30 protein-coding genes and 1 pseudogene are annotated in these 26960 nt (G+C 32.5%); 18 read left to right on the top strand and 13 right to left on the bottom strand.

Annotation, left to right across the window (positions count from 1 at the left end; translation table 11 throughout):
- Positions 1-10: 10 nt before the first annotated feature.
- The 5 genes from AAGU22_RS07620 (at position 11) to AAGU22_RS07640 (ending at position 4975) form a co-directional block, all read left to right on the top strand.
- Positions 11-1360, top strand: a complete 1350-nt coding sequence (locus AAGU22_RS07620; protein ID WP_458721589.1) for a hypothetical protein — start codon at positions 11-13, stop codon at positions 1358-1360.
- A 282-nt stretch (positions 1361-1642) separates the two neighbouring features.
- Positions 1643-1867, top strand: coding sequence for a hypothetical protein (locus tag AAGU22_RS07625; RefSeq protein ID WP_458721590.1), 225 nt, complete (start codon positions 1643-1645; stop codon positions 1865-1867).
- Positions 1868-2117: 250 nt separating this feature from the next.
- Positions 2118-3398 carry an alpha/beta hydrolase family protein gene (locus AAGU22_RS07630; RefSeq protein WP_458721591.1) on the top strand — a complete coding sequence of 427 codons (1281 nt, stop codon included), beginning with the start codon at positions 2118-2120 and terminating at the stop codon, positions 3396-3398.
- Between the two features lie 535 nt (positions 3399-3933).
- Positions 3934-4548: an alpha/beta fold hydrolase gene (locus AAGU22_RS07635; RefSeq protein ID WP_458721592.1), complete on the top strand. Its 615-nt coding sequence runs from the start codon at positions 3934-3936 to the stop codon at positions 4546-4548.
- On the top strand, positions 4541-4975 hold the full coding sequence (locus tag AAGU22_RS07640) for an alpha/beta fold hydrolase (protein ID WP_458721593.1): 435 nt from the start codon (positions 4541-4543) through the stop codon (positions 4973-4975). Before AAGU22_RS07635 ends, AAGU22_RS07640 begins: the two co-directional genes overlap by 8 nt.
- A gap of 362 nt (positions 4976-5337) precedes the next feature.
- Here the strand turns inward: AAGU22_RS07640 and AAGU22_RS07645 are convergent, their stop codons facing one another.
- Both AAGU22_RS07645 and AAGU22_RS07650 read right to left on the bottom strand, forming a co-directional pair.
- Positions 5338-5595 carry a hypothetical protein gene (locus AAGU22_RS07645; RefSeq protein WP_458721594.1) on the bottom strand — a complete coding sequence of 86 codons (258 nt, stop codon included), beginning with the start codon at positions 5593-5595 and terminating at the stop codon, positions 5338-5340.
- A 419-nt stretch (positions 5596-6014) separates the two neighbouring features.
- Positions 6015-6713: a hypothetical protein gene (locus tag AAGU22_RS07650; RefSeq protein WP_458721595.1), complete on the bottom strand. Its 699-nt coding sequence runs from the start codon at positions 6711-6713 to the stop codon at positions 6015-6017.
- Between the two features lie 664 nt (positions 6714-7377).
- Between AAGU22_RS07650 and AAGU22_RS07655 the strand changes: the two genes are divergently transcribed.
- On the top strand, positions 7378-7557 hold the full coding sequence (locus tag AAGU22_RS07655) for a hypothetical protein (RefSeq protein WP_458721597.1): 180 nt from the start codon (positions 7378-7380) through the stop codon (positions 7555-7557).
- A gap of 1376 nt (positions 7558-8933) precedes the next feature.
- Here the strand turns inward: AAGU22_RS07655 and AAGU22_RS07660 are convergent.
- Both AAGU22_RS07660 and AAGU22_RS07665 read right to left on the bottom strand, forming a co-directional pair.
- A complete protein-coding gene (locus AAGU22_RS07660) occupies positions 8934-9296 on the bottom strand; it encodes a hypothetical protein (protein ID WP_458721598.1) in 363 nt (120 codons plus the stop codon).
- 271 nt (positions 9297-9567) lie between these two features.
- Positions 9568-9957 carry a hypothetical protein gene (locus AAGU22_RS07665; protein ID WP_458721599.1) on the bottom strand — a complete coding sequence of 130 codons (390 nt, stop codon included), beginning with the start codon at positions 9955-9957 and terminating at the stop codon, positions 9568-9570.
- Positions 9958-10191: 234 nt separating this feature from the next.
- On the opposite strand from AAGU22_RS07665, the gene AAGU22_RS07670 reads away from it, so the two are divergent.
- Complete coding sequence (locus AAGU22_RS07670) at positions 10192-10647, top strand: hypothetical protein (protein WP_458721600.1); 456 nt, start codon at positions 10192-10194, stop codon at positions 10645-10647.
- A gap of 223 nt (positions 10648-10870) precedes the next feature.
- Here the strand turns inward: AAGU22_RS07670 and AAGU22_RS07675 are convergent, their stop codons facing one another.
- Positions 10871-11722 carry a DUF72 domain-containing protein gene (locus AAGU22_RS07675; RefSeq protein ID WP_458721601.1) on the bottom strand — a complete coding sequence of 284 codons (852 nt, stop codon included), beginning with the start codon at positions 11720-11722 and terminating at the stop codon, positions 10871-10873.
- A gap of 104 nt (positions 11723-11826) precedes the next feature.
- Here AAGU22_RS07675 and AAGU22_RS07680 point away from each other — a divergent pair, with 104 nt between their 5' ends.
- The 3 genes from AAGU22_RS07680 to AAGU22_RS07690 all read left to right on the top strand — a co-directional run bounded on the left by AAGU22_RS07680 (position 11827) and on the right by AAGU22_RS07690 (position 13462).
- A complete protein-coding gene (locus AAGU22_RS07680) occupies positions 11827-12132 on the top strand; it encodes a hypothetical protein (protein WP_458721602.1) in 306 nt (101 codons plus the stop codon).
- A gap of 19 nt (positions 12133-12151) precedes the next feature.
- Complete coding sequence (locus AAGU22_RS07685) at positions 12152-12547, top strand: hypothetical protein (RefSeq protein WP_458721603.1); 396 nt, start codon at positions 12152-12154, stop codon at positions 12545-12547.
- A gap of 582 nt (positions 12548-13129) precedes the next feature.
- Positions 13130-13462 carry a response regulator gene (locus tag AAGU22_RS07690; RefSeq protein WP_458721604.1) on the top strand — a complete coding sequence of 111 codons (333 nt, stop codon included), beginning with the start codon at positions 13130-13132 and terminating at the stop codon, positions 13460-13462.
- A 100-nt stretch (positions 13463-13562) separates the two neighbouring features.
- Here AAGU22_RS07690 and AAGU22_RS07695 read toward each other — a convergent pair whose 3' ends face one another.
- Positions 13563-14114, bottom strand: a complete 552-nt coding sequence (locus tag AAGU22_RS07695) for an MEDS domain-containing protein (protein WP_458721605.1) — start codon at positions 14112-14114, stop codon at positions 13563-13565.
- 662 nt (positions 14115-14776) lie between these two features.
- Here AAGU22_RS07695 and AAGU22_RS07700 point away from each other — a divergent pair.
- Complete coding sequence (locus AAGU22_RS07700; protein ID WP_458721606.1) at positions 14777-15007, top strand: hypothetical protein; 231 nt, start codon at positions 14777-14779, stop codon at positions 15005-15007.
- 383 nt (positions 15008-15390) lie between these two features.
- Entirely contained in the window at positions 15391-15630 is a 240-nt protein-coding gene (locus tag AAGU22_RS07705; protein WP_458721607.1) for a nuclear transport factor 2 family protein, read from the top strand.
- A 161-nt stretch (positions 15631-15791) separates the two neighbouring features.
- Here the strand turns inward: AAGU22_RS07705 and AAGU22_RS07710 are convergent, their stop codons facing one another.
- On the bottom strand, positions 15792-15971 hold the full coding sequence (locus AAGU22_RS07710; protein ID WP_458721764.1) for a cupin domain-containing protein: 180 nt from the start codon (positions 15969-15971) through the stop codon (positions 15792-15794).
- A gap of 205 nt (positions 15972-16176) precedes the next feature.
- Positions 16177-16731: a cupin domain-containing protein gene (locus tag AAGU22_RS07715; RefSeq protein ID WP_458721608.1), complete on the bottom strand. Its 555-nt coding sequence runs from the start codon at positions 16729-16731 to the stop codon at positions 16177-16179.
- 714 nt (positions 16732-17445) lie between these two features.
- On the opposite strand from AAGU22_RS07715, the gene AAGU22_RS07720 reads away from it, so the two are divergent.
- The 3 genes and pseudogenes from AAGU22_RS07720 (at position 17446) to AAGU22_RS07730 (ending at position 18998) form a co-directional block, all read left to right on the top strand.
- Entirely contained in the window at positions 17446-17751 is a 306-nt protein-coding gene (locus AAGU22_RS07720) for a hypothetical protein (RefSeq protein ID WP_458719600.1), read from the top strand.
- Positions 17752-17770: 19 nt separating this feature from the next.
- Positions 17771-18097 (top strand): hypothetical protein, encoded by a 327-nt coding sequence (locus AAGU22_RS07725; protein ID WP_458721609.1) that lies wholly within the window; start codon positions 17771-17773, stop codon positions 18095-18097.
- A 401-nt stretch (positions 18098-18498) separates the two neighbouring features.
- Positions 18499-18998 (top strand): annotated as a pseudogene (locus tag AAGU22_RS07730) (dihydrofolate reductase family protein).
- Between the two features lie 158 nt (positions 18999-19156).
- Here AAGU22_RS07730 and AAGU22_RS07735 read toward each other — a convergent pair.
- Positions 19157-19729 carry a flavin reductase family protein gene (locus AAGU22_RS07735; RefSeq protein WP_458721610.1) on the bottom strand — a complete coding sequence of 191 codons (573 nt, stop codon included), beginning with the start codon at positions 19727-19729 and terminating at the stop codon, positions 19157-19159.
- 481 nt (positions 19730-20210) lie between these two features.
- Between AAGU22_RS07735 and AAGU22_RS07740 the strand changes: the two genes are divergently transcribed.
- Both AAGU22_RS07740 and AAGU22_RS07745 read left to right on the top strand, forming a co-directional pair.
- Complete coding sequence (locus AAGU22_RS07740) at positions 20211-20384, top strand: hypothetical protein (protein WP_458721611.1); 174 nt, start codon at positions 20211-20213, stop codon at positions 20382-20384.
- 36 nt (positions 20385-20420) lie between these two features.
- Positions 20421-20756, top strand: a complete 336-nt coding sequence (locus AAGU22_RS07745) for a hypothetical protein (protein WP_458721612.1) — start codon at positions 20421-20423, stop codon at positions 20754-20756.
- Between the two features lie 796 nt (positions 20757-21552).
- Here AAGU22_RS07745 and AAGU22_RS07750 read toward each other — a convergent pair.
- Both AAGU22_RS07750 and AAGU22_RS07755 read right to left on the bottom strand, forming a co-directional pair.
- Positions 21553-21948: a hypothetical protein gene (locus AAGU22_RS07750; protein ID WP_458721613.1), complete on the bottom strand. Its 396-nt coding sequence runs from the start codon at positions 21946-21948 to the stop codon at positions 21553-21555.
- Positions 21949-22578: 630 nt separating this feature from the next.
- Positions 22579-22857, bottom strand: a complete 279-nt coding sequence (locus tag AAGU22_RS07755; protein ID WP_458721614.1) for a hypothetical protein — start codon at positions 22855-22857, stop codon at positions 22579-22581.
- Positions 22858-23086: 229 nt separating this feature from the next.
- Here AAGU22_RS07755 and AAGU22_RS07760 point away from each other — a divergent pair, with 229 nt between their 5' ends.
- The gene (locus AAGU22_RS07760) at positions 23087-23314 is read left to right on the top strand and encodes a hypothetical protein (protein ID WP_458721615.1); all 228 of its coding nucleotides are present in this window, start codon (positions 23087-23089) and stop codon (positions 23312-23314) included.
- Between the two features lie 1154 nt (positions 23315-24468).
- Here the strand turns inward: AAGU22_RS07760 and AAGU22_RS07765 are convergent.
- The gene (locus tag AAGU22_RS07765) at positions 24469-24804 is read right to left on the bottom strand and encodes a putative quinol monooxygenase (RefSeq protein ID WP_458721616.1); all 336 of its coding nucleotides are present in this window, start codon (positions 24802-24804) and stop codon (positions 24469-24471) included.
- Positions 24805-26148: 1344 nt separating this feature from the next.
- Positions 26149-26673 carry a hypothetical protein gene (locus AAGU22_RS07770; RefSeq protein WP_458721617.1) on the bottom strand — a complete coding sequence of 175 codons (525 nt, stop codon included), beginning with the start codon at positions 26671-26673 and terminating at the stop codon, positions 26149-26151.
- Between the last annotated feature and the right edge of the window lie 287 nt (positions 26674-26960).

The following is a 26960-nucleotide window of genomic DNA, read 5'->3' on the forward strand; positions in this document are numbered from 1 at the left end:
GATCATCGTCATGAACTTTAGAAACTATGTCGATGGTGTATCATCTTTTCTAAAGTCCAAAAACAACGGATTTTTAATAGTCTTTATAGCCATTGTTATTACAGTTTTAGTAGATTCTCAAATCGGACTTGTTGCCGATTTTATACCAGAATATTTGACTTCTTCTTTTGGTATATCATTATTTGTTGGTTTGACAGTATTTTCTATCTTCGCTTCTTTCTTTATGATAAATTATGCGAGACGTATCAATAGTTTAACTGCGGGAAAATATGCTCACTTCAAACCGATCTATTATCTTGTATTCATATCACAAGGTTTGATTTCATCGATTCTTATTTTTGTTGTTACTCAAATGGCGATATATCAAGAATATAGTATTATTCCTTTATTCATGATTAACATTATTAGTTATGGGATTTGGATTAGTATTTTGGCACTATTGACAAGGGCTTTTATTTTATGGTATAAGAATTTTAACAAAAATATCATGATACTGATTTTTGCCATTGCTATGATCCTGTATGTTATCAATGGAGTATTTGGACTCATTACTCAAATTGATACGCTGACTCAACAAGATCCGATTATAACTTCTAATCATGTTGCATATTTTCCAGAATTTAGTAATTTCTCTATGAGTGATCAATTTAATGCGGTGTATCAGACCGCTTCTATAGTAGCATTTTTGTTGACATGGATAGGTAGCATAAGGTTGCTCTATCAGAATTTAAAAAGAATTGGGAAGTTCAAGTTTTGGACAATGATGATCATATCTCTAATTTATTATCCTTTATCCTATCCTCTTTTTGTCCTAGGATATTTCAATCCCCTTGGTAATGAAAATGCGATGCTTAATATTCTAATATTCTCTTTTGGAGGTATTATTGCAGGAATTCTTTTTGGTATCTCATTTTTATCAATAGCAAGGACTTTGAAGACAAATTCTATTGTCCGAAATCAGTTGATGCTAACTGCGTATGGATTCTTACTTTTCTATATTGCGGGTTCAGCATATGCCTCTCAGGCTGCATACCCTCCATATGGACTAATTTCGGTTTCTCTTATTGGGTTCTCATGCTACCTAATTTATTCAGGATTATATTCGGCCGCTCAAACTATTTCTCAGGATAATGCACTCTTAAGATCAATTAGGAAATCAGTCACTGAACAAGCCAATTTTCTAGGTGGTATTGGTACTGCTCAAAGAAATAAAGAGTTAGAATCCAGAGTTTTGAAGATTGCTAAGAATCTTGAAGAGGAAATCGAAGAAAAATCTGGAGTTGAAACGGCATTGACTGAGAATGAAGTGGTCGATTATGTACAATATGTTATCAATGAACTTCATGGAAATAAAAAATAACAAATGATCTCTTAAATCGACTGATTATTCGCTGAAATTGAGAAAACTTCACTATATAAGTGGATTGTTTTCAACCTTGAACCGTATCCCCTTTTCCACATCAATCTTGTCCCTTTATTTAGGCCCACCTTCAACAAAAAATCGTTAACCAAATAAAATGGACGCTAGGGAACCAGTAATCCATAGTAAGCCTAGGATAATACGGGGGAAAATTCTATATATCCCATTGCGATTAGGATACGACTAACTAACCCTTAAAACTTAGATGCATCAAATCAACTTTTGTCAAGTCCAGAAGAGAGTCAATCAGAGCTAGACGATCTTATTAAGGTGACAGATAAATATTTAGATAGGGATAAAGCCAGAGAAAAGGCTCGTTTAGTTGAGATTTTTAAGAATGAAGTGGCTTTGAGTAAACGATTTGCAAGCCTAGGGGATTCCGACATGGCGTGGTTTCATAGAAGATTGGAGGAGTCTATAGCCATTTATTTAGACTTATGGAAGTAGAGTAGGGATGGTACTAGTCAGATGGTAACAAACTCCTGAGTTAGCTCCCTCATGCTATTGGTTTGGATGTAGAATTTGTACTTGTGGACGAAGGTGAGGGTAAAGTTGTAACTGTTCCACATGTTTCTGAGATAGGCAGGTATACTTTTGACCCTTCTATCTTCCATTTTTTGATATTTTGGATTGCATCTTAAATATGCGAAAATCGCTCCAATAACTATATTACGGAGCTCGAGTTATTCAAGAAAATATGGATGTCAATCCCGGTTACAGCTGGAAGAATCGTGACGTCTTATATGTATCAATAACAATCACTGCAGTATTTTTGATTGCTATGTCAGTTTCAATTCTCAGTGAATCCACTTTACATCATAACACAGCAATTGCTGAAGCGTACGCTCAACCCTATGTAGAGACTGTAAAGAATAGAAATCTAACTATTGATCTTGAGAATGGATTAAAGACTAACGCTCAATTAACTTTTCCTGCTATTGGAAAAGGACCATACCCTGGTGTAATTATCTTTCCGGGCGCTGGTGCTGGTTCAGTAATTACACCGTCATATGGCAAGGTAATATTCTATGGACATCTAGCTGAGTATCTCGCAGAGAGAGGATTTGCCGTTCTTAAATATGACAAGAGGGGTGTGGGACCCAACCTCACGATATCAGATAGTAATGCATGGGGCAATCTTACATTTGACAATCTGAAGCATGATGCTGAGAAGGCATTATCAGTACTATTACAACAACCTGAAGTAAATGCAACTAAAAAGGCCACTTTGATTGGACACAGTGAAGGTACTAACTTCCCTCCAAGAATTGCCGCCGATAACCCTGATAAAGTCAGAAATATAGTCCTAATGGCTCCAGTAGCTGAAAAATTTACTGATATTATATATTTCCAGGAAGTTGCAAAACCGATTCTTTATGCTGAAAACGTATTGGGTAAAGATCATCCTGGACAGTTATCAGTGGCGGAAGCATCAAAAGATCCTATCTTTCAGAAGTTGGTTGGTGGGAACCTAACTCAACTTCTTCTTAACCCGACTAACGTTACTGATAATAATCTCACCGGTATATTGCCTGAACAAAAAAACATCACGAATAATGACTTGATTAGTATTGCAGGTGTGCTTAAACCTGCACTTGTAAGAGGATATGAAAATGATACATCCATAAACGCCTCCCAGCTGTCGGAGAAATGTATATCCCTCTACGGTTGCCCTAGTCTTGGAAAATCTTTTTCTGCTCTCCCTAGCGTCATCGGCATGATAGGGAACGTATCTTCAAATATTGGTGTCCTTATACTAGAAGGACAAAATGATAGCCAAACCCCTCTTCAACAAGCATTGTTATTACAACAAAGATTAACAGAAGCAAATCATCCTGACCATCAAATTATTGTCTATCCAGATCTTGGACATAATTTTGTCCCTAGCAATCAATGGGTATCTTCAGGTGGTCAAATAGAAGAATATGTATTACAGGATATGTATGAATGGCTTTCCTCTCCATCGAGACAGAAATAGTCTTCTCTATTGCCTACAGTAGGCATTAATAATGTGGCAGGTATAAACCAAATTCAAAATGGTTTTATAAACTGAAACCTATTTTGATTAGCATATCTTTCCTAAATGTACTGTGTCTCTTTGTCTAATGGAATCTTACCCTTTGGGCCCACCTTTTCAAAAAGGTTATCTCTATGTTTGAATCTAGAATAGCGAAACCTGTTTTAAGACCAGTATCGGCGCGGATGTCCAAGCGCTCAAACTAAATGATACTTTATATAGTAAAGATATTAGGATTAGCATAAAATTAACCCTTCCTCCAAACACTCCGTTCAATAGAGGAGGAGTATTAAAACAATAAATTAATAATATCGAAGAGTAACTGCAAAACGAATTCGAATGAATTAATCTTGCGCGGGGATCAGGTATGAATCGCTCTATTTGAACCCGATCCCTCTATCTCAAATTTATCAACCAAGGTTACGGATTGATAGACCAAGTTAATTTTCACACAAGATTACACCCTCTTTATACACTTCCTCACGTGAAATTGGTTATGTATATTGATAGTAAGATTAGAAAAGATTATCTTTTCATTGTAGCAGTTATATCGACTCTAATTTTCTCAAGTATGACTATGGTCAATGGCTTTACTAATGTTACATATGGTCAAACAAATACTACTCATCCCATTCCAACAAGCAATGTTACTATAAACCTGGTAAACCTACAGGATATCCCATTACAAAAAGTCCGTGTTGGAGATATTGAAATGGCATACAAGATGTTTGGTAAAGGTGACCCCATTATACTTCATAATGGTATTAATGATGGCATGAATGCATGGGACCCTTCTTTTCTAAAAGGTCTTTCATCAAATCACACAGTAATTATATTTGATAGTCGTGGAATAGGAAATACAACTGCTGGTAGCGAACCATATTCTATAAAGTTACTTGGTAATGATACTGCGGGTTTAATGGATGCTTTGAAAATACAGGAAGCAAATGTTCTTGGATATTCTATGGGTTCATACATAACTCAACAATTTGCAATCACACATCCTGATAAGGTTAGCAGTATTACGCTAATTGCTGGAACTTGTGGTGGAAAAGAATCATGTACCTCCATCAGAGGAGTTTATCCAATTACAAGAGGGTATTATGAATAAATCTCTAAATAATATACCTCTTTCTCAGGATGAAATGAAATCTCTTGTAAATGCCTCAGAAGGATCAGGATGGATAAAACTGCATCCTGAATCTCTTGATGTTCCAAAAAACATGACATTCCAACAAATGAAACCTGGTCTTTCATCTGAAACAATGAACAATCAATATAAAGGTGCAAAGGCTTGGGTGGCTTCCGACTGGAATGGTGCTTGTGACGACCTTGCAAAGATAGACAAACCCATGTTGGTCATAGCAGGTACAGACGATAATGAATTAGTGCCTCATGAAAATTCTTTAGTCATTGCAAGTAAAGTTCCAGGAGCATGGCTTGTACAGATAAAAGACGCTGGTCATGCTATAATGATTCAATATCCAGATGAAGTTGGTATGGTATTGCAAACATTCCTATCTACTATAAAACAATAGGTGACCAAGCAGGAAAGAAGAATTCAATATTAATTTTATATGCAACGTAGGTATGTGGGATCGAACCAATCTCAAAAAAAAGTGCGAAGTGCGGGATTTGGATCCTTCTCTATTGGTTAGTGTCAAAATTAACTTTGGATTCTATTCACTCTTGAACCATATCCCCCCGCGCCCAAACTCACTGTTTTGTTATCTGGTAATGATTATCAATTCAAATCGTATTTTGCATAGGCTTATTATCATCCACTTCTCAGAAAGAATATGATAATCAATAAAAAACCATTATACTTCTAGAATTTGAGAGGCATCACAATAATCGTTAAAGATAAATAAAATACTTTATAGATTTTGATATGAGTATTCTATTTTAAGAATGCACTTAATGCATCGGTTGCTCTCTGTTTTAATGAGGAGTCAGATGAGGTAGAATTATCGGTTGCTGATTCTGACATATTATTTGTTCTCTGACTATTGTCATTTCCCGTGAGTAACTTTGTTGCATGATCTTTAAGACTGGATAGGTCCTGGGCTAATGCCATTTGGCCCAATGAAACGCTTGCTAACGAGGCTGTCAACACAAATGACAGCACAAAACTTGTAAAAACAAAAATTTTCTTCATTTTTTTCAAATTGATATGTTCATAATATTATATAATGGGCATATGATTGTGGCTCATTGGCAGCAAGGAACATTCGATCCTAATGGATTTCAATATTTTATTTATCGAATCATATTCAACCTTGAACTATATCCCCACGGGCCCGAACCCAGTATGGCAAACATATACAAGATTACTATGAATGCTTTAATTGGTTGGAACCCCCTTCCGAAAGACGTAGATTCTAATCCCAAACAACGTCAGATCTAATTTTTGAATATTGTTATTAGGACGATTTATTATATGTACTAATAACATTCAATCAAATATCTCGATAAAAAAATTGACAAAATGTTTAACCAACCAAAAATTCTTCATGTAACTAGAAATCTATGCTTTTAGATAAGTTCTATTTGGCGATGATAAAAATAAAATAAAAATTATGATGTTGTTGTTGTTGCATCTGTGCTATTGGCCATTTTGAGACCATCCAAGTCAACAAAATCCATAGGCTGTATGACATCCGCAGAAACCTCATAAACAGCAACGAACGGTTCACCCTCGCTAGCCATTGTGCTTAGGAATAGAGAACTGCCAACGAACGGAATTGAAGCCGAGAAATAAGGAGGGTTAACTCCGTAGTCAGGTGTAATTCTAGAAGGAGCGCTTATGATGTCAGGTACCCCTAATTCTCCTTTGTCATTGTGTTTAACAGTAAACAATTCGCTTATTTCTTTGGATTCCATCTGTGAATCGGTAGAATTATTCAAAGGCACTCTGTGACCAAATCCAACCTCTACAGGTTCTGTTGCTGTAAATGTTAGAATTCCTCTGTATGACGCACCATCGTCTCTATGTGGCAATATGTTTATGGACTGCTGTTGACTTTCTTGTTGTGGAAAATTCAGATGTAAAGGTTGTTTGGATGCCTCCATTCCACGGAGATAGATGGTCTGTCCAGGAGAAGCAGCCGAGAGATAGGATATCTTTCCATTAACGGATGAAGAATTTGAATCGTTAGATACCGTAGTGACTGGTTGCGCTGATGCTTGTAGTAGATTGAAATCTTTACCACTGCTATATATGGTTATTAATAGCGTAATCACAATAATCAATCCTATACTTGAAATGATATTCATCGTTATGAGGATCATTAGAGAGAATATAAGTATAGCGACAAGGCGTTTGCCGACAATAATTTTGATAAATTAGTTTAGTACATATAATAATAGATTTATTGACTTCTCATTCGCAATCACAATTCCTTTCCTTGACTAGTAAGGGATGGAAAACAGGAAAATTACACAAGATAGAAATTTGATGTCTAGTTTATCCATTTGGATTATATCAAGTGATTCAGACTTATGTTTCATACAGAAACAACGTACTCAATATGTCTTTCTTGAGATTCTTGCGTCATTATTCTAGATTCACTAAGACCAGTTGTCAGATAATTTTCCTTTGACAAAAGCGACTGTTGCCTTTTTAATTCAGCCTCTTTATTAATAATATTCAATAATTCACATTTTATGCACATAAACACAATATCACGATTGTAGTATAAAGGTTTTATTTATATTTAGAGAAAAACTACACCAGATCTTAATATTTAGTAAAAATTAGCACATTAAAGTAAATTTCTTAAATTATCGATATTAGTTATATTTCTATTAGGAATATTATTTGCTTAATATAATGAGTAAATTTTTTGCATTTTATGATAACTTGGGGACATTTAATTGTGTTCCTTTGACCCACTCTAAAGCGATTTAATTATGCTCCTACTTTAAGAATTCTATATACATGATGCTCTTAGCTATCCTACCTACGAAACAAACCATATTTGTGATAATGATAATAGCAACGATCGTAACAGCAGGTCTCTTACCTAGTCTAATTTCTGGTTCCCTGAACCAAGTGATGGCACAAGGACAAAATTCCACAGCAGGCAATTCCACAGCAGGTAATTTGACAGAAACATAAAGTTTACCTTCCGCAAACGAAACTGGAGTATGCCAGCCTTGTTGTATTGGACCTCACCCCGGTTGCTAGGGGAACATATGGAATATCTTTAATTGCTTATTTTCGGATAGACCTGACAGAAAAGTAGGATTTGCTAACACAACCGGTTTTATCGGCAACTGGAGGTGGGGGCCAAACAACTTTGCCCTAGATCCACCTAATGCCGTCCTGATTCTAGATGAGGAGATAGAAGGAGAACAAAGACAAGATTATGCCCTAACCAAAGTTACCAAATATTAGGCATCAGATGTTCCTTTGACACGAGCTTTACCGCAAACGTAGTGAGAAGAAGACTAACTTTGGACAAATACATAAAATCGTTCAAAGTACTCTCTGTATGAAGGTAAAATATTAATACTTGTTATCGTCCAATTCAATAAGTATGGTTTATCAAAATCCTTAAATTTGACAATACCATCTAAAATAATAGAACCTCTTAGAGAACCGAAGTCGGTATTAATCCCCACCGCCACAGACCATAACATTATTACTGTTTTAAGATTTGGTTATGACATTTGAATCCAATTATGTAAATAAATTCTTGGCATCATGTTCAAATCCCTCATTAAAATATATAAATCGAATCCGCGATTATGTGGTATGGATTCGAATCCCACCGCGCGCGCTTATATTGGGGATTTATACAGCAATTTTAAAAGCAAGAAAAGAAAGTTTCTCTAAAACAAAGAATTTGAAATATCTTGGAAATAAATGAGTGTAACAATGTAGGGAGAATAAAGATATAATAAATAATAAAATAATCTCGACAACAAAATCATAATCAAAACCATATTTAAAAAGTATTCTCTACAACCTTGCTACAGAAAATCGTCCATGGAGTCAAGGTAAGAAAGAACTCTATTGTTCTTCCTAAAAATAATAGGCTGAGGAATAAGGAATAAAGGTTACAGTTAACAAAATGTTCATATATATGATTACCAATCGAGAGAACTTTTTAGATATGATTATGGTTCTTCATCAATAGTTATTAATAGTTTCCTCATTGTTTCTTGAGAAGGATCTTTACTATTGACTAATAGCAAAAGAGGATTACATAACTATAGAGAAAAAGATGATGATTAGACTTTTTAAAGCAAGTTTCTGCAACCTTAGCGAAGGTCATAATGATTTTTGGACAAAATAAGATAGGAAGGTGTTACTACATATCTGTAGAAAATAATATTATTCAGATGCATGCAGCAAATGTATCCAATTTTATATCAGAATCAGATTATGGGATTCACACAAATCTAAAAAATCGGAAAATTCATTTTATGAATAAATCTAAAGGGGTAGGGGTTCAAAATACTAAAGGACGTAATAAAAACACTAGTAGACTAATTTTGTATATTATCCAACATGTTGATAAATCTAATATGTTCACATTCATGTTCTGCATTGCGTGTATCATGAAAAGAACAATATAGAGTTTGTTTACCGGTCATAACTTCAACATTAAGCTTTAACTTATTATCACCAATTACAAAAACATGATCATAATGGTATTTGAGATAATAATAATCCATAATCTTCTGCTGAGTAATGAATTCTAGTTCCTTTTTCTCCTGCTTCAAATTGGCTTTTACCTGATTATCAACACTCTCCTTCTTACTAATGGCACTGGTATGTTCTACAATTTCAGAGAGGACTCCAAAGTCTCCCATGGTTCCTAATACCCCTGTTTTTGTTTGAATTTGCATTCAATTGAAAATAGAGAAGTCTTACTATATAATCTTATTGAACATTCTACTATTCGAAGAAAAAACAATTATTTCTGAAATTCTTAAACATGAATTTAAATAGATTTGTTTCGTCACTACATAGTAGACATGTACTTTTGTGTTTTCTTATTGGTGTCTCCGCCCCTGTATTTTTGAGCATATTTCTAGCATCTTTTTCTCCCTTGGTGATTAAATGTCCTATTGTAGCAGGTGAAAGACCAAATGCTCTGTTTGAAATCCCGTTGATGTCTTATCTCATCTCGATTCGCACAACCTCCCCCTCGATCTTAAACCTTCCATTTAAAAGTGATGCAAATGTTCGTTGGTTTCCATCTCGAGTTTTGCTCTGAGCCTTCTCCTTCTTCAAAAGGGCTTTTAGATCCTTTGTAAATGCATCTTTCTTTTCTATATTCATATAATTAGCGGCAAAATCGCTTATCTTTTCTACTATCTTAACATAATCTGATACCATGATAGACACTTTCTCATCATAGGCTGTCCTATCTGAAAGGCCTATGTCATAGAGTTTAGCCTTTAATCCGTCAAAATCATCTGGAACATGCTCAACATTTTTGACATCGCCGTTATCTTCATCATTATTGTCTTTAGAAGGCCGTACACTAATGATGTAAACTTCCAAATTTGGAACTTTGTTCTTAGGTTTTCCCCTTCATCATTATTGAGCCCTCTCACGGGTTTCAAAGAAAATTTATAATGAAGCGATATTTGGTAAAAATTACAATGAAATTTAAGATGCTTTTTTGTTGGTGTTTGTGATATTTATTAAATAATAATAACAATAATAAAAATTAATAATCATCACACATTCATTTACGTATTGTATAAAGATTTTGGGAAACCATGTCCTTGGTGTATGTCTTGGGTTAATAGTGAGATGAAAATAGTAGTATCACAAGTAAATTGGAATAATCGAAATGGACTATTTACGGTGTATGGCAGGGCCACATGCCGCTATTGTCAAAAAACAATGAATGGGAAGAATAGATTCAATAAATTCAGTCCGGATAATAATCCATCGAATTGGTGGACGGAATGGAAAATAATTCCTTTGGCTCTCATGGAGCATGCTGAATGCCCCAAATGTGGTTCGAAAAATATTACCACAGAAAATATTGAGAATATTAATACGAATGAGGGTATAGACATTTTAGTCTCCTTTATATGTAAAAATTGCAATAATACCAAATCTCAAATTATTAGAGAATTTCAAAGTTTATGGAATAAAATTGAATCTTTCAAAATAAGTTCAGACAATATAGAAATAGTTAAGGATCATTCAGATGAAATAAATCAATCTTTTAATGATTAAATATCTTAGCATGAAATCAAACATATAAGGTATGATAATTTCATATTAGAATATCTTTCATTTAAACTCATTAGTGTTATCCGTCCTTTCTGACTTGATATTTCGGATTTAGACCTCTTAGTCGACTACCTAAACATCTTATTACGCTTTAATTAGATTAAAGATCCTTAGTTGGACTGATCATATCTACAGGAACTGACTCAAGATATAGATTATGGTATACCTATTTGGTAAAATCAGACATATTAGATTGATGTCGGCCATCGAATTGAGTAGAATTGTTTTCATAACGCTCCAATTCACTCTTCCAGTCTATCTCGGACATATTCATCAAGTTTAAGAAATCATTCACTGATTGAGGACCAAATCCCGCAAAATGATTGTTAAATGCAATTAATACATCCTGGATCCTTGAATTCTCATCTTGCGTTTCTCTAACCTTTTTAACATATTCAAGCATATCTTTATTTCTGTCTCTTACTATCTTTCCAAAGTCCATCTCTGAAATGCTTCTATCACCTATAAATCTGATATAAACCTGATCAGAAGTTATTATGGATGGAGATACTAGTTTATCCCTTACACTCCAAACCAATGAGATGTCGTTCTCTTTTAATAAATCATATACATTATCATTAAACCATGATGAATGTCGCACCTCTAAAGAATATCTAAATCTTTTGTCTAGATAACGAAACATACTTTGCAAGGGATTAAAGCCTTTTTTCTCTGAAAGAAAAGGCGGAAGTTGTATTAACAACGTTAGAGTTTTATCAATCAAAGGCTCTAATGAGTAAAATAATATTGAAAGAGGTTTAACAACATCTTCTAATTTCTTTTCATGGGTTATTACTTTGGGAAATTTCAATGAAAATTTGAAGTCTTCAGGAGTTTTGTCCTTCCAACCTCTAACTGAAGATCTGGAAGGAATGCGATAATATGTAGAATCGACCTCGACAAATCTAAAAAATTTCGAGTAATAAGACAAATAGTCTTTATTTTCCATATCCTTTGGATAAAAATTGCCTTTCCAACCTTCATAACTCCAGCCAGAGCAGCCTATATTCAAAGTCAAGTTTCTTGTAAATAGATCAAGAAAGTAGAAAAACTTTCAATGTGGTAAAAAGGCCCTGTTAACTTAACGATAAATCTTTAGCTTAAAGACGCTCTATTTCTGTTATGTTAAGTAAAAGAAATAAAACATCTTCAGAGCATATTTACTATGGTCTGTATTTGTACTTTCTTGGCTTATCGCTTAGAAATACTGCCAAGGCATTGTCCTTTTTACATATTATCAATAGAAGTCACATTGCAATTTGGAATTGGATTCAAAGGTATAAACCTCGAAAGGTTTCAACAAGAAGAACAAAAATATCAGAATACCTCATTGATGAGACATTAATAAAAGTCGGCTCAGAATACTCCTGGTTATGGGCAGCAATCGAACCAGAAAATAGGCAAATTCTCGCACTCTTTCTTAGCTAATAAATCCAAGGAGAGGAACATGCTTATCGCAGAGAGATTTATTTCAGGTCTGATCAAGATTCACGGAAAACATGTCGTATCAACAGACGGTGGAACCTGGTACCCAATGGCTAGTAGATTCCTAAAACTAAAACACCATATCAATTCTTCGTTTGAGAAAAGTCTGATTGAAAGAACTATGCAGTACATCAAGGATCGAACTGAAGGATTTGACGATTACTTTCCATGTAGTAAAGAGAAGTGTAAACTAGATCATGTCAAAAACTGGTTGAATCTATTTGTAAAATACACAACAAGGAGGTGCCAAACGCCTAAGTTAACAGCGCCGGTAAAAATAGTGTCAACTATATATCAGATAAATATTATAAGTGAAGTCTCACCTATCGATCCGGTATATTTTTATTATGTTTCCTAATTCTTGTCCATATTAGGACTCTACATGTCTAATTTGATAATACATACAATCCCTTTAAAAACCGCTATGGATATAGCATAATTTACTATATTGTATCTTGGCACCAAAATACTCTTTTTTTACTCTAGAGATTCTTAAAAAGAGGTAGTTATCAGACTCGTTGATGGTTTAACAACAATTTTACAAAGTAATCTATTTCATCTTTTCCATTAATTCCAACGTCTTTAGCCATTTTATTATCCACGGGATAGCACTTTTAGTAGCCCTGTCGTGAGGGTAGACCATTCTGGCAATTTGATGAATTTTTTGAAAATTAATTCTATCTTTTTGTATTAAACTTATCTTTTTTCTTCCATTTTCATGTATTTTTTTGTTATTTTCTTGTTTTAATGGTACAATATCATAACTAAAGCATCATTACTTATAAATTAAACAAAATTAGAGTCTGAACCAGACCTGGGATAGTATGATTTTGACCGTCATTTTATTTTTAATTTGACTATATTCAGGAATGTTTTTCCCTATGCACTTTCTCGACCTAGTGTAGACAAATTTAGATATTTTAAAAAAAAGCAATAACTATTGTCATCGCTATCCACTCATCCGATCATTGTAGTAGATGACGAACTGGAACTTGCAACTCTTTTCAAAACAATTTTAAAAAATCGAGGACATAATGTGGTCTCTTTTACCGACCCGGTATTGGCTCTCGAATATTTTAAGGAAACTGCGGAAAAACATTCATTGATAATAACAGACATTAGAATGTCAGCTATATGTGAAATAGATCTAGCAAAGACTATAAGAGAAATTAATAGTAAAATAAAAATTTTCTTGATGACTGTTTTTGATACAACGGATTTTAAAGATAACGAGAATTTTCAAAAGGCAAAAATCGATAGAATACTGCAATAACACATCCATTTCACTGATTTAAGACAAAAGATCAATGAATCTTTATAGTTACTCGATACAGAATAATAAAGATAAAAGCCATAGTATAGGTTAACTATGTTTAAATCGTTATAGTCATTGCATGACTATCTACTATTCTTTGTTGAAGGTCTTTGGATATGTTATTAAAATCCTTTTGATGATACATGCAAATGCCCTTAAGATTATTCTCAAATTTTAAGGGTAGATAGGATTCATAATCTAAAAGACTTTGTAGTTTATGTTTAAAGAGAAATGCACCAGCATCGCCTAATATAGAAACTCCCTTCTTACCTAATTCTTTGGCATAGTTGACCCTTTCTTCCATATTTTTCCAAATAGATTTAACATTATCATGATCAAGATATCCTCTTAAAGAATCAACAATGATCAATGATTTCTCTTCCGTTTTGAGCAGATTGCGGTCAGCGGTCCAATTACTAGATAGTATTTCTCTAACAGAGGTCTCTGTTTCGTAGAATGGCATGATTTGAATCATTTCATTGTCATTGATTTGTTTTTGAACATAATTAGAATAAAATTCTCTTTGGGTAGTAAGATCACGATATATAAGCAAACAATGCAGTCCATATTCACTTTGTGAAATTGTCTCTGCTGCTTCTCTCGGATTCATTAATTGACCATAATTATTAGGTGAAATTAGATTTCCTCACCACTGAGTTAATTGTTTATGATTGCTTATTAATAGTATGTATATAATCAATTAATAATAAAAATATGATATATTTCATTACGATTTGGAATGAATGTATATATCAGAATTTCATTCTGTATTATCACATTACCCCTGGCTTTATATTATATGTCCAAATTTAAAATCTGAAAAAACTACTTTATTTGTTTATAAAAGAATTGCCTGATATAAAAAACCGTTACAATTATTTCATCAGTGAATAAGATTTAAAATCAATTTCATTATTTATTGAAAAATATAAGCCTAATTGCCCTATCGTCCATTATTACTATTTAGAGGATCACAACTACCTTAAATTGATCAAAATATTCAATATTTAAAAGGGGCGATCCTATATCTGTTCAAATCAGATTATCTAATGGCCAAAGCAAATAATATTTAATCAAGAAAAACAGTAAGACAGCATGTCTCTTTCTGAATCATTTGCAAAAAAACATGTGAAAAAAATGGATTGATGGCTGGAATAACCATGATATAAAAACTGTGTTGTCTATGTATTCGGAAAATATTGAATTCTCTAGCCTTAAATCAAAATAGTATTTCCAGATCGTAACGTATCAAAAATAAATAGTAAAAAAGGCTTGGAAGAGTATTGGTCAAAAGCGTTAAAAAATAACTTCCCCAGTCTAAAGTTTACGGATAAGGAAGTATTAGGGCATAATAATAAAATTATCTTAGAATACTACGCTACCTTGGATTGCATGCATAAAACTTCTGCTATAGAGAAGTTTGAACGTGATAGAGGAATGATAACGAAATCTGACGTGTTTTATGGTGCGGAAGAAAAGATGAAAAGGGCATTACCTACTTAGTGTTATTTCCTCTCCCCCCAATGCATAATTTATTTGATTTTTTTGTACAATTCATCCATTCTCAATCTCGTTTCAATATTTTTTGCAAACCCAATACTTCAGGAAGTCATGTAGAATTCCTTAAATGAGAACTACAAATATTCAGAAAATTCTAAATATTCCACATAAATTCTTTTTTTATGACAATTCTTATATGAACGATTACGCTAGAGAACTTGATAAATCACAGATCATTCAAACTAACAAATAATTAGTTAAACAATTCTATGATTCATTGGAAAATAAAAACCAAGACTTTCGCAACTTTTGTAAAAACATGGTCGAATAGATTACATCGGAGGGTATGCCTAGGGGAGGTAGATACTTAGGACTAGAATCAGTTTTTGGAGAACATTTTCCCCGATATCCTATCAAACTTTAACGAATTCCATGCTCATCCAACTGAGTTTCTAGAAATTGATGACGATGAGGTCATTATTTTTGGTGCCTATCATGGTAAGTCAAAGCTAAACAAATACTTTACTGCACCCTTCTGTAATGTGTATAAAATCCAAGACAACAAAATCTTACAATTCAGGCAATTTACAGATAATGAAAAAATTCAAGAACTTCTTAAATTTTGATAAAAATTAATGTTTATTGTTCTCTAAGAAAACCTGACCATATATTGTTCTGATATGTTCGATTCAGTTTTATAGCATACTACAGCTTTAGTGAGCAAATCACCTACTTTGAAAAAATACATCTCAAGATCTGGAGGACTAATAACTACTGCGTGCCCCCCTTAGTCTCCAACAGTGATTCTATGAGTAATTCTTTTTGGAACAAATATTACGTCTCCAGACTTACCTGTTACTACTTTTTTATCTAAGAGGAATTTATAATCGCCTTCAAATATATAAAAGGCCTCTGAACCTTTAGGGTGCAAATGGGATGTGGGAACTACATTAGGTGGGTGGATCACATCCAAAATAGTCTATTGACCATTTGTCTCAGAAGTAATAACTTTAACAGTAAAAGTCGCACCGTGAAAATCAAAGTTTTATCCTTTAATATGGAAATTTCCTAGTATAAGGATTCATGTTCTTCAACCCACATTATTGAAAATAACTATTATTGATAGCAAATATTTAATTGTGTTTATAATTTGTAGATCACAAATCGCATAGTCAAGGCTCATCAAATTGAACCCTGGCACCATAATTTTTTTCCAGTAACTGAATCAAAATAGGATCCTCAATCCCATCGTTAGTAAAATCATCAATATTTGACGATGTTATATCTTTGAAAAAGTTTTCGAATCCTGCTGGAATATAAATTACCAATAACTTTCCATTTAGATTTCCCTTTTTTTGGAACGACCTAGAGATACCTTTTTCTAGTTTTAATACTGTTCCTTCGGAACCGACAATGTCTTGTTGACCATATCTAATTTTGAAGTTACCCTTAATCACATAAACTATTACAATTTCCTTGCTCTGAATATGTAAAGGAATTTCATTCTCTACTTCGCCTTCTGGGAATTGTATTTCTAACATTGAATATTCACCTCTTGTTTTTTCTCCAGAGATTATCGTCTTGAATATAATTCCATTTAGGTCACATTTTGGGAACGCGTTTTCATTATTTATATTAAAAGTATTGTTTTTAGATGGTTTATTGGAATTATTTGCAACCAATATCATTATCTTGCAATCATAGAATTTATTCTTTTGGGTAGACATTTACAATTTTAACCCCAACTCCTTAATTTACCAATTTCAGAACTAAAATTAGGCAGAACCATGGTTTCCATTGCTAAAAGTGGGAGTATTAATTAGAATGGATGGAGTATACATATCCAATATTACATCAAGTTATGCTTTACTATTTTGAATGATAGTATTATTTTTTTTAGCAGTATTATCTATGCCCATATAAGACCTCTATCTTGTGGGGGTTAGAAATATTATCGGTTATGGGCAATATTTATTATTTTTAGATACGGTATTTAAGCCTCCTCACAGTAAACCCTTTTAGATAAATTTTAAGTTAATTGTTAATGGATTTATTTTTAAAAAAAAACAAATGCTTTAGAATGAAGCAAAAAACAGGTTTAGATTTTCTCACGCTCGTTTGGAACCTTGATAATACATTGTACTCGTAAAGGTGGAACTTTTAGTATTGTCGCCTACCATGAAAAAGACATACTCAATAGAAAGATAAGTTGTAACACCAGGTTCATGGTATACATGTATCAAAAATAAATTAATTTAATTTTATTTTCTATAAACAACAATTTGACTCGATGGACTCATCTATAGCCCAAAGGTTCAAATCACTAAATTTGTTTCTTATCGGTGTTATCATGATTTACTGATGTAAAAACATTTAAAGCAATGTGGAGACCCTGTTAACTTAACGATAAATCTTTAGCTTAAAGACGCTCTATTTCTGTTATGTTAAGTAAAAGAAATAAAACATCTTCAGAGCATATTTACTATGGTCTGTATTTGTACTTTCTAGGCTTATCGCTTAGAAATACTGCCAAGGCATTGTCCTTTTTACATATTATCAATAGAAGTCACGTTGCAATTTGGAATTGGATTCAAAGGTATAAACCTCGAAAGGTTTCAACAAGAAGAACAAAAATATCAGAATACCTCATTGATGAGACATTAATAAAAGTCGGCTCAGAATACTCCTGGTTATGGGCAGCAATCGAACCAGAAAATAGGCAAATTCTCGCACTCTTTCTTAGCTAATAAATCCAAGGAGAGGAACATGCTTATCGCAGAGAGATTTATTTCAGGTCTGATCAAGATTCACGGAAAACATGTCGTATCAACAGACGGTGGAACCTGGTACCCAATGGCTTGTAGATTCCTAAAACTAAAACACCATATCAATTCTTCGTTTGAGAAAAGTCTGATTGAAAGAACTATGCAGTACATCAAGGATCGAACTGAAGGATTTGACGATTACTTTCCATGTAGTAAAGAGAAGTGTAAACTAGATCATGTCAAAAACTGGTTGAATCTATTTGTAAAATACACAACAAGGAGGTGCCAAACGCCTAAGTTAACAGCGCCGAATCGAATAATCTCTTGATATCTATCTAAATGTAATTCAAGGAATTTTTCTATACATAATTTGAATGAGTTAGTTTGATCATCATCACTTAATCAAAGCGGATGAGACTACCTCAACCAAGGAGTTAAAATCAAAGAAAAATAATATTTAAACAAAATTAAAAGAACATTATGTAATTCTAATATACTTTCGATCCCTTGTATACTTATTAGGCATTTGTATGTCTCATTCCTCATGACTAATCCTAATTTTCAAGAATGTTTTTTAGACTCGATAAAATTAAGCAGGAAGAAAAAAGGATCTTTGCAATAAGTATTGTAGGGGAGAGAATAGATGAACGATAACAAAAAAGTAATGAGAAAATTAAAACTACAGGTAAGTATTTCGGTTAATGGTTGTATAGCAGGACCCAAAAATGAATGGACTGGTTAATTTGCTGTGATGATTGCGTGAAGTATATAGACGATATAGCAGAATCAGTTGATACCATTCTCCTGGGAAGGAAAATGACTGATGAATTTATTTCACATTGGTCTAATAGGATGAACAAACCTGATGATCCTTGGAATACATTCGCTAAAAAAATGATGAAAACACCAAAAATTGTTTTTTCGAAAACACTAACCAAGTCAAACTGGATAAATACAGAAATTGTAAAAGGTGATCTCAAAGACGAAATTACAAAGTTAAAGAGCAAGAATGGTAAGGATATACTCGTTTATGGGGGGCTTCATTCGATTCTTCCTTGATTAAAGAAAAACTAATAGATGAATTTTATTTGTTAGTTAATCCTATTGTATTCGGAAACGGAAAAACTATCTTTAAAGATTTAAAAGAGATCCAAAAACTTACAATAATTGAATCCAAGGTGTTTGACTGTGGTCTGGTTTTGCTCCACTATGAGGTAAAGAAAAATTGAAAAATTATTGCTATTCGTAGACAGGGTTCTAGAGATATTTTTAAACTGGATTGTTGACGAAATAGATAAAAGATATTTTAAAAAGTTAAAATGATACCATGTTGGGTTATCACAAAGAGTCAAGATCTTGAATGATTATATTTTACAAAAATTCATAGTCATTGTGGGGAGTATTTCCTATGTTTCTCTAAAATATCTTTTATACTTTGACGCGTCTCTCGATTAGAGTTTGCTATGGATTCCAAGGACCAATATTTTCCATTATTGTATATTAATGATTCTTTTTCAGAATTATGTATTGCGGTCGATACCTCTCCAATTAGCATCACATGATCTCCAAATGTGACCTCTTTGAATAACTTACATTCAGCGCTTAACGAAGACCCTTTTACCATCAGAACATCTATGCTGTCCCCCTTATAGAACTGAAATCCCAACTCTTCTAAAGCGCCAATTTTGTCATAGTGTCTACCATCGTATCCTCCAGCCACGCTAGCGAGAATTGTTTGATCAGTCGCACATAGACTAATTCCAAATTCTTTTGACATTCTTATATTTTCAACTGTTGTCTTTGTCGGTCCCAAAGAAACCGCTATAAGCCCAGGTCTATAAGATAGATGATGGGTCCATTCACATGCCATAATATTATGACTATGAGGACCATTCGATGTTATCAAGCCTATTGATGTAGCAAATTTGTTTGAACGGGGATCACCCCAAGGTAAATCCATAAGATGTAATTACAAAGCAGATTTAATAAATCATAATCAGCATCGGATTTATTGTTTATCTATTATTAAACCCCTTGGAGCTGCTAATGACGGCGGGGAAACATTAATTCTAATCATATTGGACACATAAAAAGGTAAATGTTAAATCAAAAATATTTCTATGACATTGTTAGGTGTTAGGTCATTAAGATAAATTATTATCAATAAACTACAATCTCGATAAAATATGTTAAGTGTCTAACCACACATCTGTTAACTTTCATAGTTTTATAATTCTGGGTATAGGGTTGTATTCAATCCTGAATCATATCCCCACGGATGTATCCAATAGATATGACATATAAATTATCAATCGGATCGATTTTCTACATAATTCCTGTAGTTAGTATCTAAAACAAAGATTGGATGAACTTTGAAGGAGATAATAAATTAAGAAATTAAAACTAAACCATTATAAAAGAAAATGAGCGTTTAGTAATATATGTCAGCAACAGAATCGTTAAGAAGGGATCATGCTTTAATTGAAAAAATGATAAATGCTTTAAAAACCGTTTCTCTATTGTTAAACAATGGAAAACAAATACCTGAATCAATTTTAAAACAAGCAATTGATTTCGCAATCAATTTTACAAATACTTGTCATCATGGAAAGTAGGAAGAATCACTGTTTCCAACCTTGGAAAAAAAAGGTATGCCTAGACAAGGAGGTCCCATAGCAAGGATGATATATGAACACGAGATAACTAAAGAACTTGCAAACTCCATTGTTAATTCAACTAAAATCTATATCGCTACAGGAAAACATAATGAACTTGTAAAAAACATTGATGATTATGTTCAATATGTTTCCCTTCATCAATCAAAGGAAAACCAAAAACTTTTTGTTATGGCTGATATGTTACTTAATGAACAAGAAAACCTAGTAAATGATAATTTAACCAAGCTGGAGAAAGAAAAATTAGATAAAATAGGAAACTCCCGGGAATACTATGAAAAATTAATAGATAACATCAATTTAGATGAGTGATAACTCTTGTTATTTAGATTCTATTAAAGTATGCTAGAAATACAAATTTGGTATTCGGACCCCTTTATCTACTAAACTCAAACCCTCTTTGGGCCCGCTTCTTTGTTTTTATAATTAATTGTAAAAAATTGGTTGGAATTTGCATGCTTATTAATATAAATTCATAACAGGAGCTTTAGATCCCCTTGTCGCCCGATATTTGATAATTGGGTATAGAAACAAACTCCCTGTTTTTGCAACAAGGCTACGAACCTCACTCCTATTTAACATCAGAAAGAAATGAATTCTAGAAAATAATTTCACTTTTTGTCAAGACTATCTCATAGTATCATAAGGCAATAATTTAGAGACACGATTTAATTTAATGCTCTTCTATTCACCTAGGTAAACTAAACATAAGAGTAAATCCAATACTGTCGTTATCATTAAAAATTATAAACCCAGATTCTACACCATAAGCCACAAGTCATTTTCTAGAATTAAATGATCCCAGACCAGTTCCAAAATTAGCGATATTTCTTAAGAATTAACGACATAGACAATATTGATGAAATGTTTATGGGAATGATAATATCCTATTCGATATGGATCTGAACAAGGCAGTTGGACAATCAACCTGATTAGATGTCAAACCCACTAATTAAAATATAGTTTCAATTGGGTATTGGATGAATTTGAAAAATAATAAAGTTGTTTATAAGTGAAAGTCAATACATCAAAAAGTCTCACTATTTTCATTGAGCCTGTTAAAAAGCCGCAGAGTGGATGGAGAAGCAAATCATTCAACTAGTATTATTTATTCAGATTTCTCTTTTATTCCCACTGAACCATCATAATTGGGCATAAACTTATCAATGTTAGGCATCTTATTGTATTCTTCCTTTATTCTAATAGCATTAGATAGAAAATTATCTTTAATGAGGTCTAACTGATTTATCATCGATTTTTTTGATTCCTCATTTAGGGTTAAAAAATTTGATTCAACCTTTTCAATATTGCTTACTATTTCGTTATTTCCAAACATGTTAGAATAGTTTTTCATTATAGATGCATTTGTTTCTATCATCTGTTTCTGTTGAAGATATGCATTTTCAATCATATTTTTGAATTGAGCATAATTTAACTCGATCATCTGTTTCTGTTGAAGATATGCATTTTCAATCATATTTTTGAACTTCTCATTGTTAGTCATTATATATTCTGGTTTTATTTTTAAAAATAATTATATAAATATTGTTATTTCTTAAATTACTAATCAATTTATTTTTAATAAACTATAAAAAATTGATATAATTGTTTAACCAATGATAAGAAATACACTGAAATTCTTTTACTAATTTTATTGTTATGAAAATATTCCAATCAATAATTGGGGTTTACGTTTATTCCGTTTTTAATTCTAGATCTATTAAGCTGATAATGCATTTGATCGTACTACAATTACTCTTCTTGAGTGACCTTCCGGTTGTTTCACATATTTTGGAGTCAAGTATCATTTTCATCTACTTTTTGATTTAAATCCTTAAACTTAACCTACTCAATCATTTGTTTTGGCTTTTGTAAATAGTGTATTCTAAATGAAACCTGAATATAGTAACCATAAATAATAATATTAGGAGAAGAGAAATCCCCATCATTGTGAGTAATATAATATCATTAATACTGGGTTTCGATTACACGCTGGTGGCTAGCTTGAAAAGAGATAGCAAAGTTGCCATAGTTGCTGCAATTTTGAATAGTAGTGGTAATCACTAGTTACCAATAAATGTACAGATGGAAACTAGTACCAGGAAGAAGGAATGGCATTATACTTCTTGCTCCTTCATTGTATTACATATACTTGCAAGGATGCCTGATCTTCCGATCGTGCTAGTTTCTGTTGTTGCACTTTTCGTTTTAATATATTATTAAATTGTCTTTTTAGCCGTGCATTCTTTGGTTTTAGTCTTAATCTATGTCCACAGCATGGACAGTAATTGTCAAGATCCCATGTTAAGAATAATTCGCATGTTCCACATCTTTTTTGACCGATAGCATACCTTGTATGGGTGGAATCACCGTTAATGGCTATATATTTCTGACATTCTCTTCTACAAGCCATTGGGTAGAATGTTCTTTGACAAGGTAGATAAGGATATGGTTCAATTAATGGTTTATTTTAGATGTTAATTTGAATCTAACAAAAATAGTTTTAGGTGTCAAGGATAAATATGACTAAAGAAGATAAATTACCCTTATGATTCGCAGAAATGACATAAATAGTTCAGAACTAGTATAAAACAGACATACTTACAATTCAATTTAGTTTTATCTATAGCAAATTTGCATACTTGTGTGGTCTGTCCCCTACTTGTGTAAATCAAAAAGTAAACCTTTTCTATCCAAATAATGAACTTGCTTCGTTTCATGATGACAAATTTGATGCAAATAAACTTGGATTTTATTTAGGCATGGGTTTGATTACGACTACTAACTTTGGTCAGCAAATTGTATTGTACGGTGGTTCAACCGCGCATGGTTATGATGCCCTTTTAACCTTTAAACCCCCGAAGTGGTAGGGTTACAAATTGCCTGGAAAATAAAATCCTTTGAATTACGATGAGTCAGTGACCATCAGGTTATAGAATTCCAACTGGAGAAAAAATAAGAACGTTGTGTGGATATCCTGAAATAAGATTAAAGCCCACTAGGAACAGACAAACCAAGATGCTATTTAGGATTGAACGTTACTATTTGATGAAGTCATTAGTTTACCCAAAGTAGTAATATTATTTATTAATTGATGACATCTATTCTTGCTACCTATTAAAATATTACAGAATTATAACAAAACAAGTATATGATAATTCATGCGTTACCATTACAACAAAATGTCTTTTCTTATCTCATAAATATACTGAATCTATGCTAGAAAAATTTTCTTGAAGACATGAAACCCTTTTGAATAATTAGTAGACTTAGAACCAAATTGAATTCGTGTGGGACGTGCGGAACTAAATTAAATTAGTTAGATTTGATGACAGACTTTTTCAGTGTCCAATAAAACCGTATCCTTAATTTGTCTCTATCATGAAAGGGACTCTCCAAAAAAAACATAATCAGGGCAAATAATTCCTATTCAGTAACTAATTTAGTGTGGATCCCCATATAATATAATACTTTTATAAAAGCTTGTAGGCTTTGGCGCAAGCCAATAAAGGTCTTGAGATAGCGTAACAGATCTCAATACCAAGACCCAATACCTACAAATACAAATTGTGTTTACGTTTTCATAATAGCCTTTTAGTTAACGGTCAAATTGTGTGTAAATTACATTCAATTCATGATAGAGAAAAAAGACGCTATACAAACTTGGTCATTTTTTGGTATAGGTAACAATAGATAATACACCCGGAAATCACAAATCGATCACTAGGGTTATCACTGTTTTTACACTGATAGAATCTATCCTGAATAATATCACTTATACGAAGAAAGTGGTTTGTGAATTTTGGCTTGAATTTTGTACCCTTTTGATAAGACATATAGAGAAATCGATTGGGAAGAAATAGCATCATAATGTGCCAAGCAGAATTCGACCTGATATCTACAAAAACATAATGGAAATATGATGTCCTTGAACTAAACAAAATTTAGATATAACATTGAAAATAAGGGTTGTAAACTTAAATATGTAAAATCCAAGGTATTTAAAAGGAGGATAGATTCTTATTTATTGACCAGTAATTTCTTTGAATTGTTTAAATTCTATCGGTCTAGACACCAAATCTTTCATTTTAGATCTCAGTGCTACTGATTCTTGACTCTGATAATGTTTGTCGTAAGATTCTTTGCTATCCCAGACTTCATCAAATAATAGTTCATTTGGATTTTCAATTGATGAATTAAATGTATAGATTAAGCTACCTTCCCTTTTTCTTGGCGGATCAACAAGGGGAACTAGAAGGTTTAATAACTCTTGTTTCTTTCCTTCCTTTGCATAAATCAATACTAGTACTCTTATCTGAGACCTTTCACTGTTAGACTGCATTTGCATAAAATATTTCATATTAAGTATTAAACTTTCCTGAAAATTTCGATTAGATATATTAAAAATGCGCTCATACTGCACTCTGATGCATCTTAACAAACACTATGAATTAAGTCGACTCTCTTGGAAGAGAATGTCATGATCAACCGGCTAACATCTAAATTTGAGCTTCTATTATGCAACTATTAATCAAAAACCAAATACGAAAAACCATCGTTGGATGAAACTAACCACATAACTTGACCATCAATATGTTACCAATCATTACTTTACAGCTATATAATGATAATTCTTTAATTTGGTATTTAAAAATTTATCTGTTAGTCAAAAAAATTCTCGATTCGTTTTATTGCTCATATTACTAACTTTAGTGACTTATATAAATAGTAATTATTATCCAAAAGAATGAAATATCTATTTATTGAATTATTGAATTATCTGAGGTTTTTTGGACTCCATGAGAGGCTTATTCACAAAACCATTCATAATGTTTTTTTTATCTTATTTAATAAATTGAACAGTCAATTGTATTATTTATCAACAGTTTCCTATGAAATACGTCAACTTTCTATTTTACCTTTTCTATCATTTCAGACATTTTGATTTAATGAGAAGAGAATGTCAATAATAAAATTATTAAGTTGTTTACTGGATCCACGAATCAAAAAAAATCCACAAAATAGTTTTGATCTAGGTACATCTAATGTCAAGTGTTAATCTTGTTTGCCCTTACATTCTTCTATATCCACAGTGTAAGGTTAGGTGAATGATAGTTTCCCAATGATTAAATCAAAAATAGAATATCAAAATGTTTTTTAATTTGTTCAAAGTATATTTGTCTACCATTGCCGAAACACTTCCATTAAGGTCTTACGCTATCTCTTGTGTAAGACCTTAGTAGAATTTAATTTTATTCAAACAAATGCCCATACGAGCTTTATAGTCGACTTCTCACAGGCGTGAGATATCTTATGAAATACATCAAAAATTACCTATTGTGTTAGGAATTTTGTTTTATGTAAACAAATTAATGCTTAATGACAATGAGGAGAGTAATACCATATTAGATCTCAATATGCTAGTGTTACCCTGAATTTCCTCTGGAAATAAAATTTTACTTAAAATACTTTCAAGGTTTTTATACTTTTCCCCAGTATGTTATTAACAGCTACCAATTTGCCATATTTATTTGAAGGTTTCCTGTATCCTTAGTTAATGCAATCATTAATTGACTTCTTTTTAACATGAATCTATTTATTTACATAAATATTATATAATTTGGTCTGACTGTCGACATTCATTGTCTAATGCAAAGATCGAACAAGTCTAAAAATATGGTAGAGATCATTATTATTATTGTTGCTAATCTTGTGTAGTCATCAACTTCTTTTTACGTCGACGATTATTTACTATCATATTATGATTTTCATTATGGATTTCTTGATTCTCTAATTCTCCTTTCAATTTAACATCATTGCTATTTTTTTGTCTTTTTTTTAAAACTTTGGTAATATCAGTAGATTTTTCGAGATATTGTTGTTCAGAAACTTCCTTCAAAGTATCATTTGAATAAACTGGAGAAGGAGAATTCATCACATAGTGTTTATGCCGCCTTTCTACATCTTTATTGTCTCCTTTAAGGACCTTTTCAATTTCTTTTGCCAAAATCCTCTTGACAAGTTCTTTGAGTCTATCTGTATCTGGACCCGGTGGATAAGTGGCTAATAAATATTCAAATATTTTCATGTACTCAACTACTTTGTTGCGATAGTCCTCCTCAGAGGGTTTGTGATTTCTTGTTATCTTAAACCAAGTAGTTGCACATTGAGCAGGATAAACTTTTGCAAGTTCTTCTATTACACGCTCCATTTCAAAGTAATCTAGCATAAAGACAAACTCCTATAGAAAAGAATAATTGGAATACTTTCCTTTCTTCTCAATTTACATAATATGTGTTCTTGTACTATTTATCCTCTCATTTTGTGCTCTTAATATAAATTGCCAATCTAATAGGCTTTAAAGGTAAAGGGTATCTTATCTCAAATAGATGTGAATCAAATGTGATACAGAAAAAAATAATACGTGCTGTTTTGGTCCTATTCTTGATCCAAGACAGGATATATGAAAAGAAAAGACAGTTAATTTTGAGATTTATCAAAAACCTGGAAAAGTAT

The organism is Candidatus Nitrosocosmicus sp. R (assembly GCF_054408505.1).

Coding starts and splice junctions, on each gene's coding strand:
- AAGU22_RS07620 (WP_458721589.1), top strand. CDS start 11: ATGAACTTTAGAAACTATGTCGATGGTGTATCATCTTTTCTAAAGTCC.
- AAGU22_RS07630 (WP_458721591.1), top strand. CDS start 2,118: ATGGATGTCAATCCCGGTTACAGCTGGAAGAATCGTGACGTCTTATAT.
- AAGU22_RS07635 (WP_458721592.1), top strand. CDS start 3,934: ATGTATATTGATAGTAAGATTAGAAAAGATTATCTTTTCATTGTAGCA.
- AAGU22_RS07640 (WP_458721593.1), top strand. CDS start 4,541: ATGAATAAATCTCTAAATAATATACCTCTTTCTCAGGATGAAATGAAA.
- AAGU22_RS07645 (WP_458721594.1), bottom strand. CDS start 5,595: ATGAAGAAAATTTTTGTTTTTACAAGTTTTGTGCTGTCATTTGTGTTG.
- AAGU22_RS07650 (WP_458721595.1), bottom strand. CDS start 6,713: ATGAATATCATTTCAAGTATAGGATTGATTATTGTGATTACGCTATTA.
- AAGU22_RS07655 (WP_458721597.1), top strand. CDS start 7,378: ATGATGCTCTTAGCTATCCTACCTACGAAACAAACCATATTTGTGATA.
- AAGU22_RS07660 (WP_458721598.1), bottom strand. CDS start 9,296: ATGCAAATTCAAACAAAAACAGGGGTATTAGGAACCATGGGAGACTTT.
- AAGU22_RS07670 (WP_458721600.1), top strand. CDS start 10,192: ATGTCTTGGGTTAATAGTGAGATGAAAATAGTAGTATCACAAGTAAAT.
- AAGU22_RS07680 (WP_458721602.1), top strand. CDS start 11,827: ATGTTAAGTAAAAGAAATAAAACATCTTCAGAGCATATTTACTATGGT.
- AAGU22_RS07685 (WP_458721603.1), top strand. CDS start 12,152: ATGCTTATCGCAGAGAGATTTATTTCAGGTCTGATCAAGATTCACGGA.
- AAGU22_RS07695 (WP_458721605.1), bottom strand. CDS start 14,114: ATGAATCCGAGAGAAGCAGCAGAGACAATTTCACAAAGTGAATATGGA.
- AAGU22_RS07715 (WP_458721608.1), bottom strand. CDS start 16,731: ATGTCTACCCAAAAGAATAAATTCTATGATTGCAAGATAATGATATTG.
- AAGU22_RS07720 (WP_458719600.1), top strand. CDS start 17,446: ATGTTAAGTAAAAGAAATAAAACATCTTCAGAGCATATTTACTATGGT.
- AAGU22_RS07725 (WP_458721609.1), top strand. CDS start 17,771: ATGCTTATCGCAGAGAGATTTATTTCAGGTCTGATCAAGATTCACGGA.
- AAGU22_RS07735 (WP_458721610.1), bottom strand. CDS start 19,729: ATGGATTTACCTTGGGGTGATCCCCGTTCAAACAAATTTGCTACATCA.
- AAGU22_RS07740 (WP_458721611.1), top strand. CDS start 20,211: ATGTCAGCAACAGAATCGTTAAGAAGGGATCATGCTTTAATTGAAAAA.
- AAGU22_RS07745 (WP_458721612.1), top strand. CDS start 20,421: ATGCCTAGACAAGGAGGTCCCATAGCAAGGATGATATATGAACACGAG.
- AAGU22_RS07750 (WP_458721613.1), bottom strand. CDS start 21,948: ATGACTAACAATGAGAAGTTCAAAAATATGATTGAAAATGCATATCTT.
- AAGU22_RS07755 (WP_458721614.1), bottom strand. CDS start 22,857: ATGGCTTGTAGAAGAGAATGTCAGAAATATATAGCCATTAACGGTGAT.
- AAGU22_RS07765 (WP_458721616.1), bottom strand. CDS start 24,804: ATGAAATATTTTATGCAAATGCAGTCTAACAGTGAAAGGTCTCAGATA.
- AAGU22_RS07770 (WP_458721617.1), bottom strand. CDS start 26,673: ATGCTAGATTACTTTGAAATGGAGCGTGTAATAGAAGAACTTGCAAAA.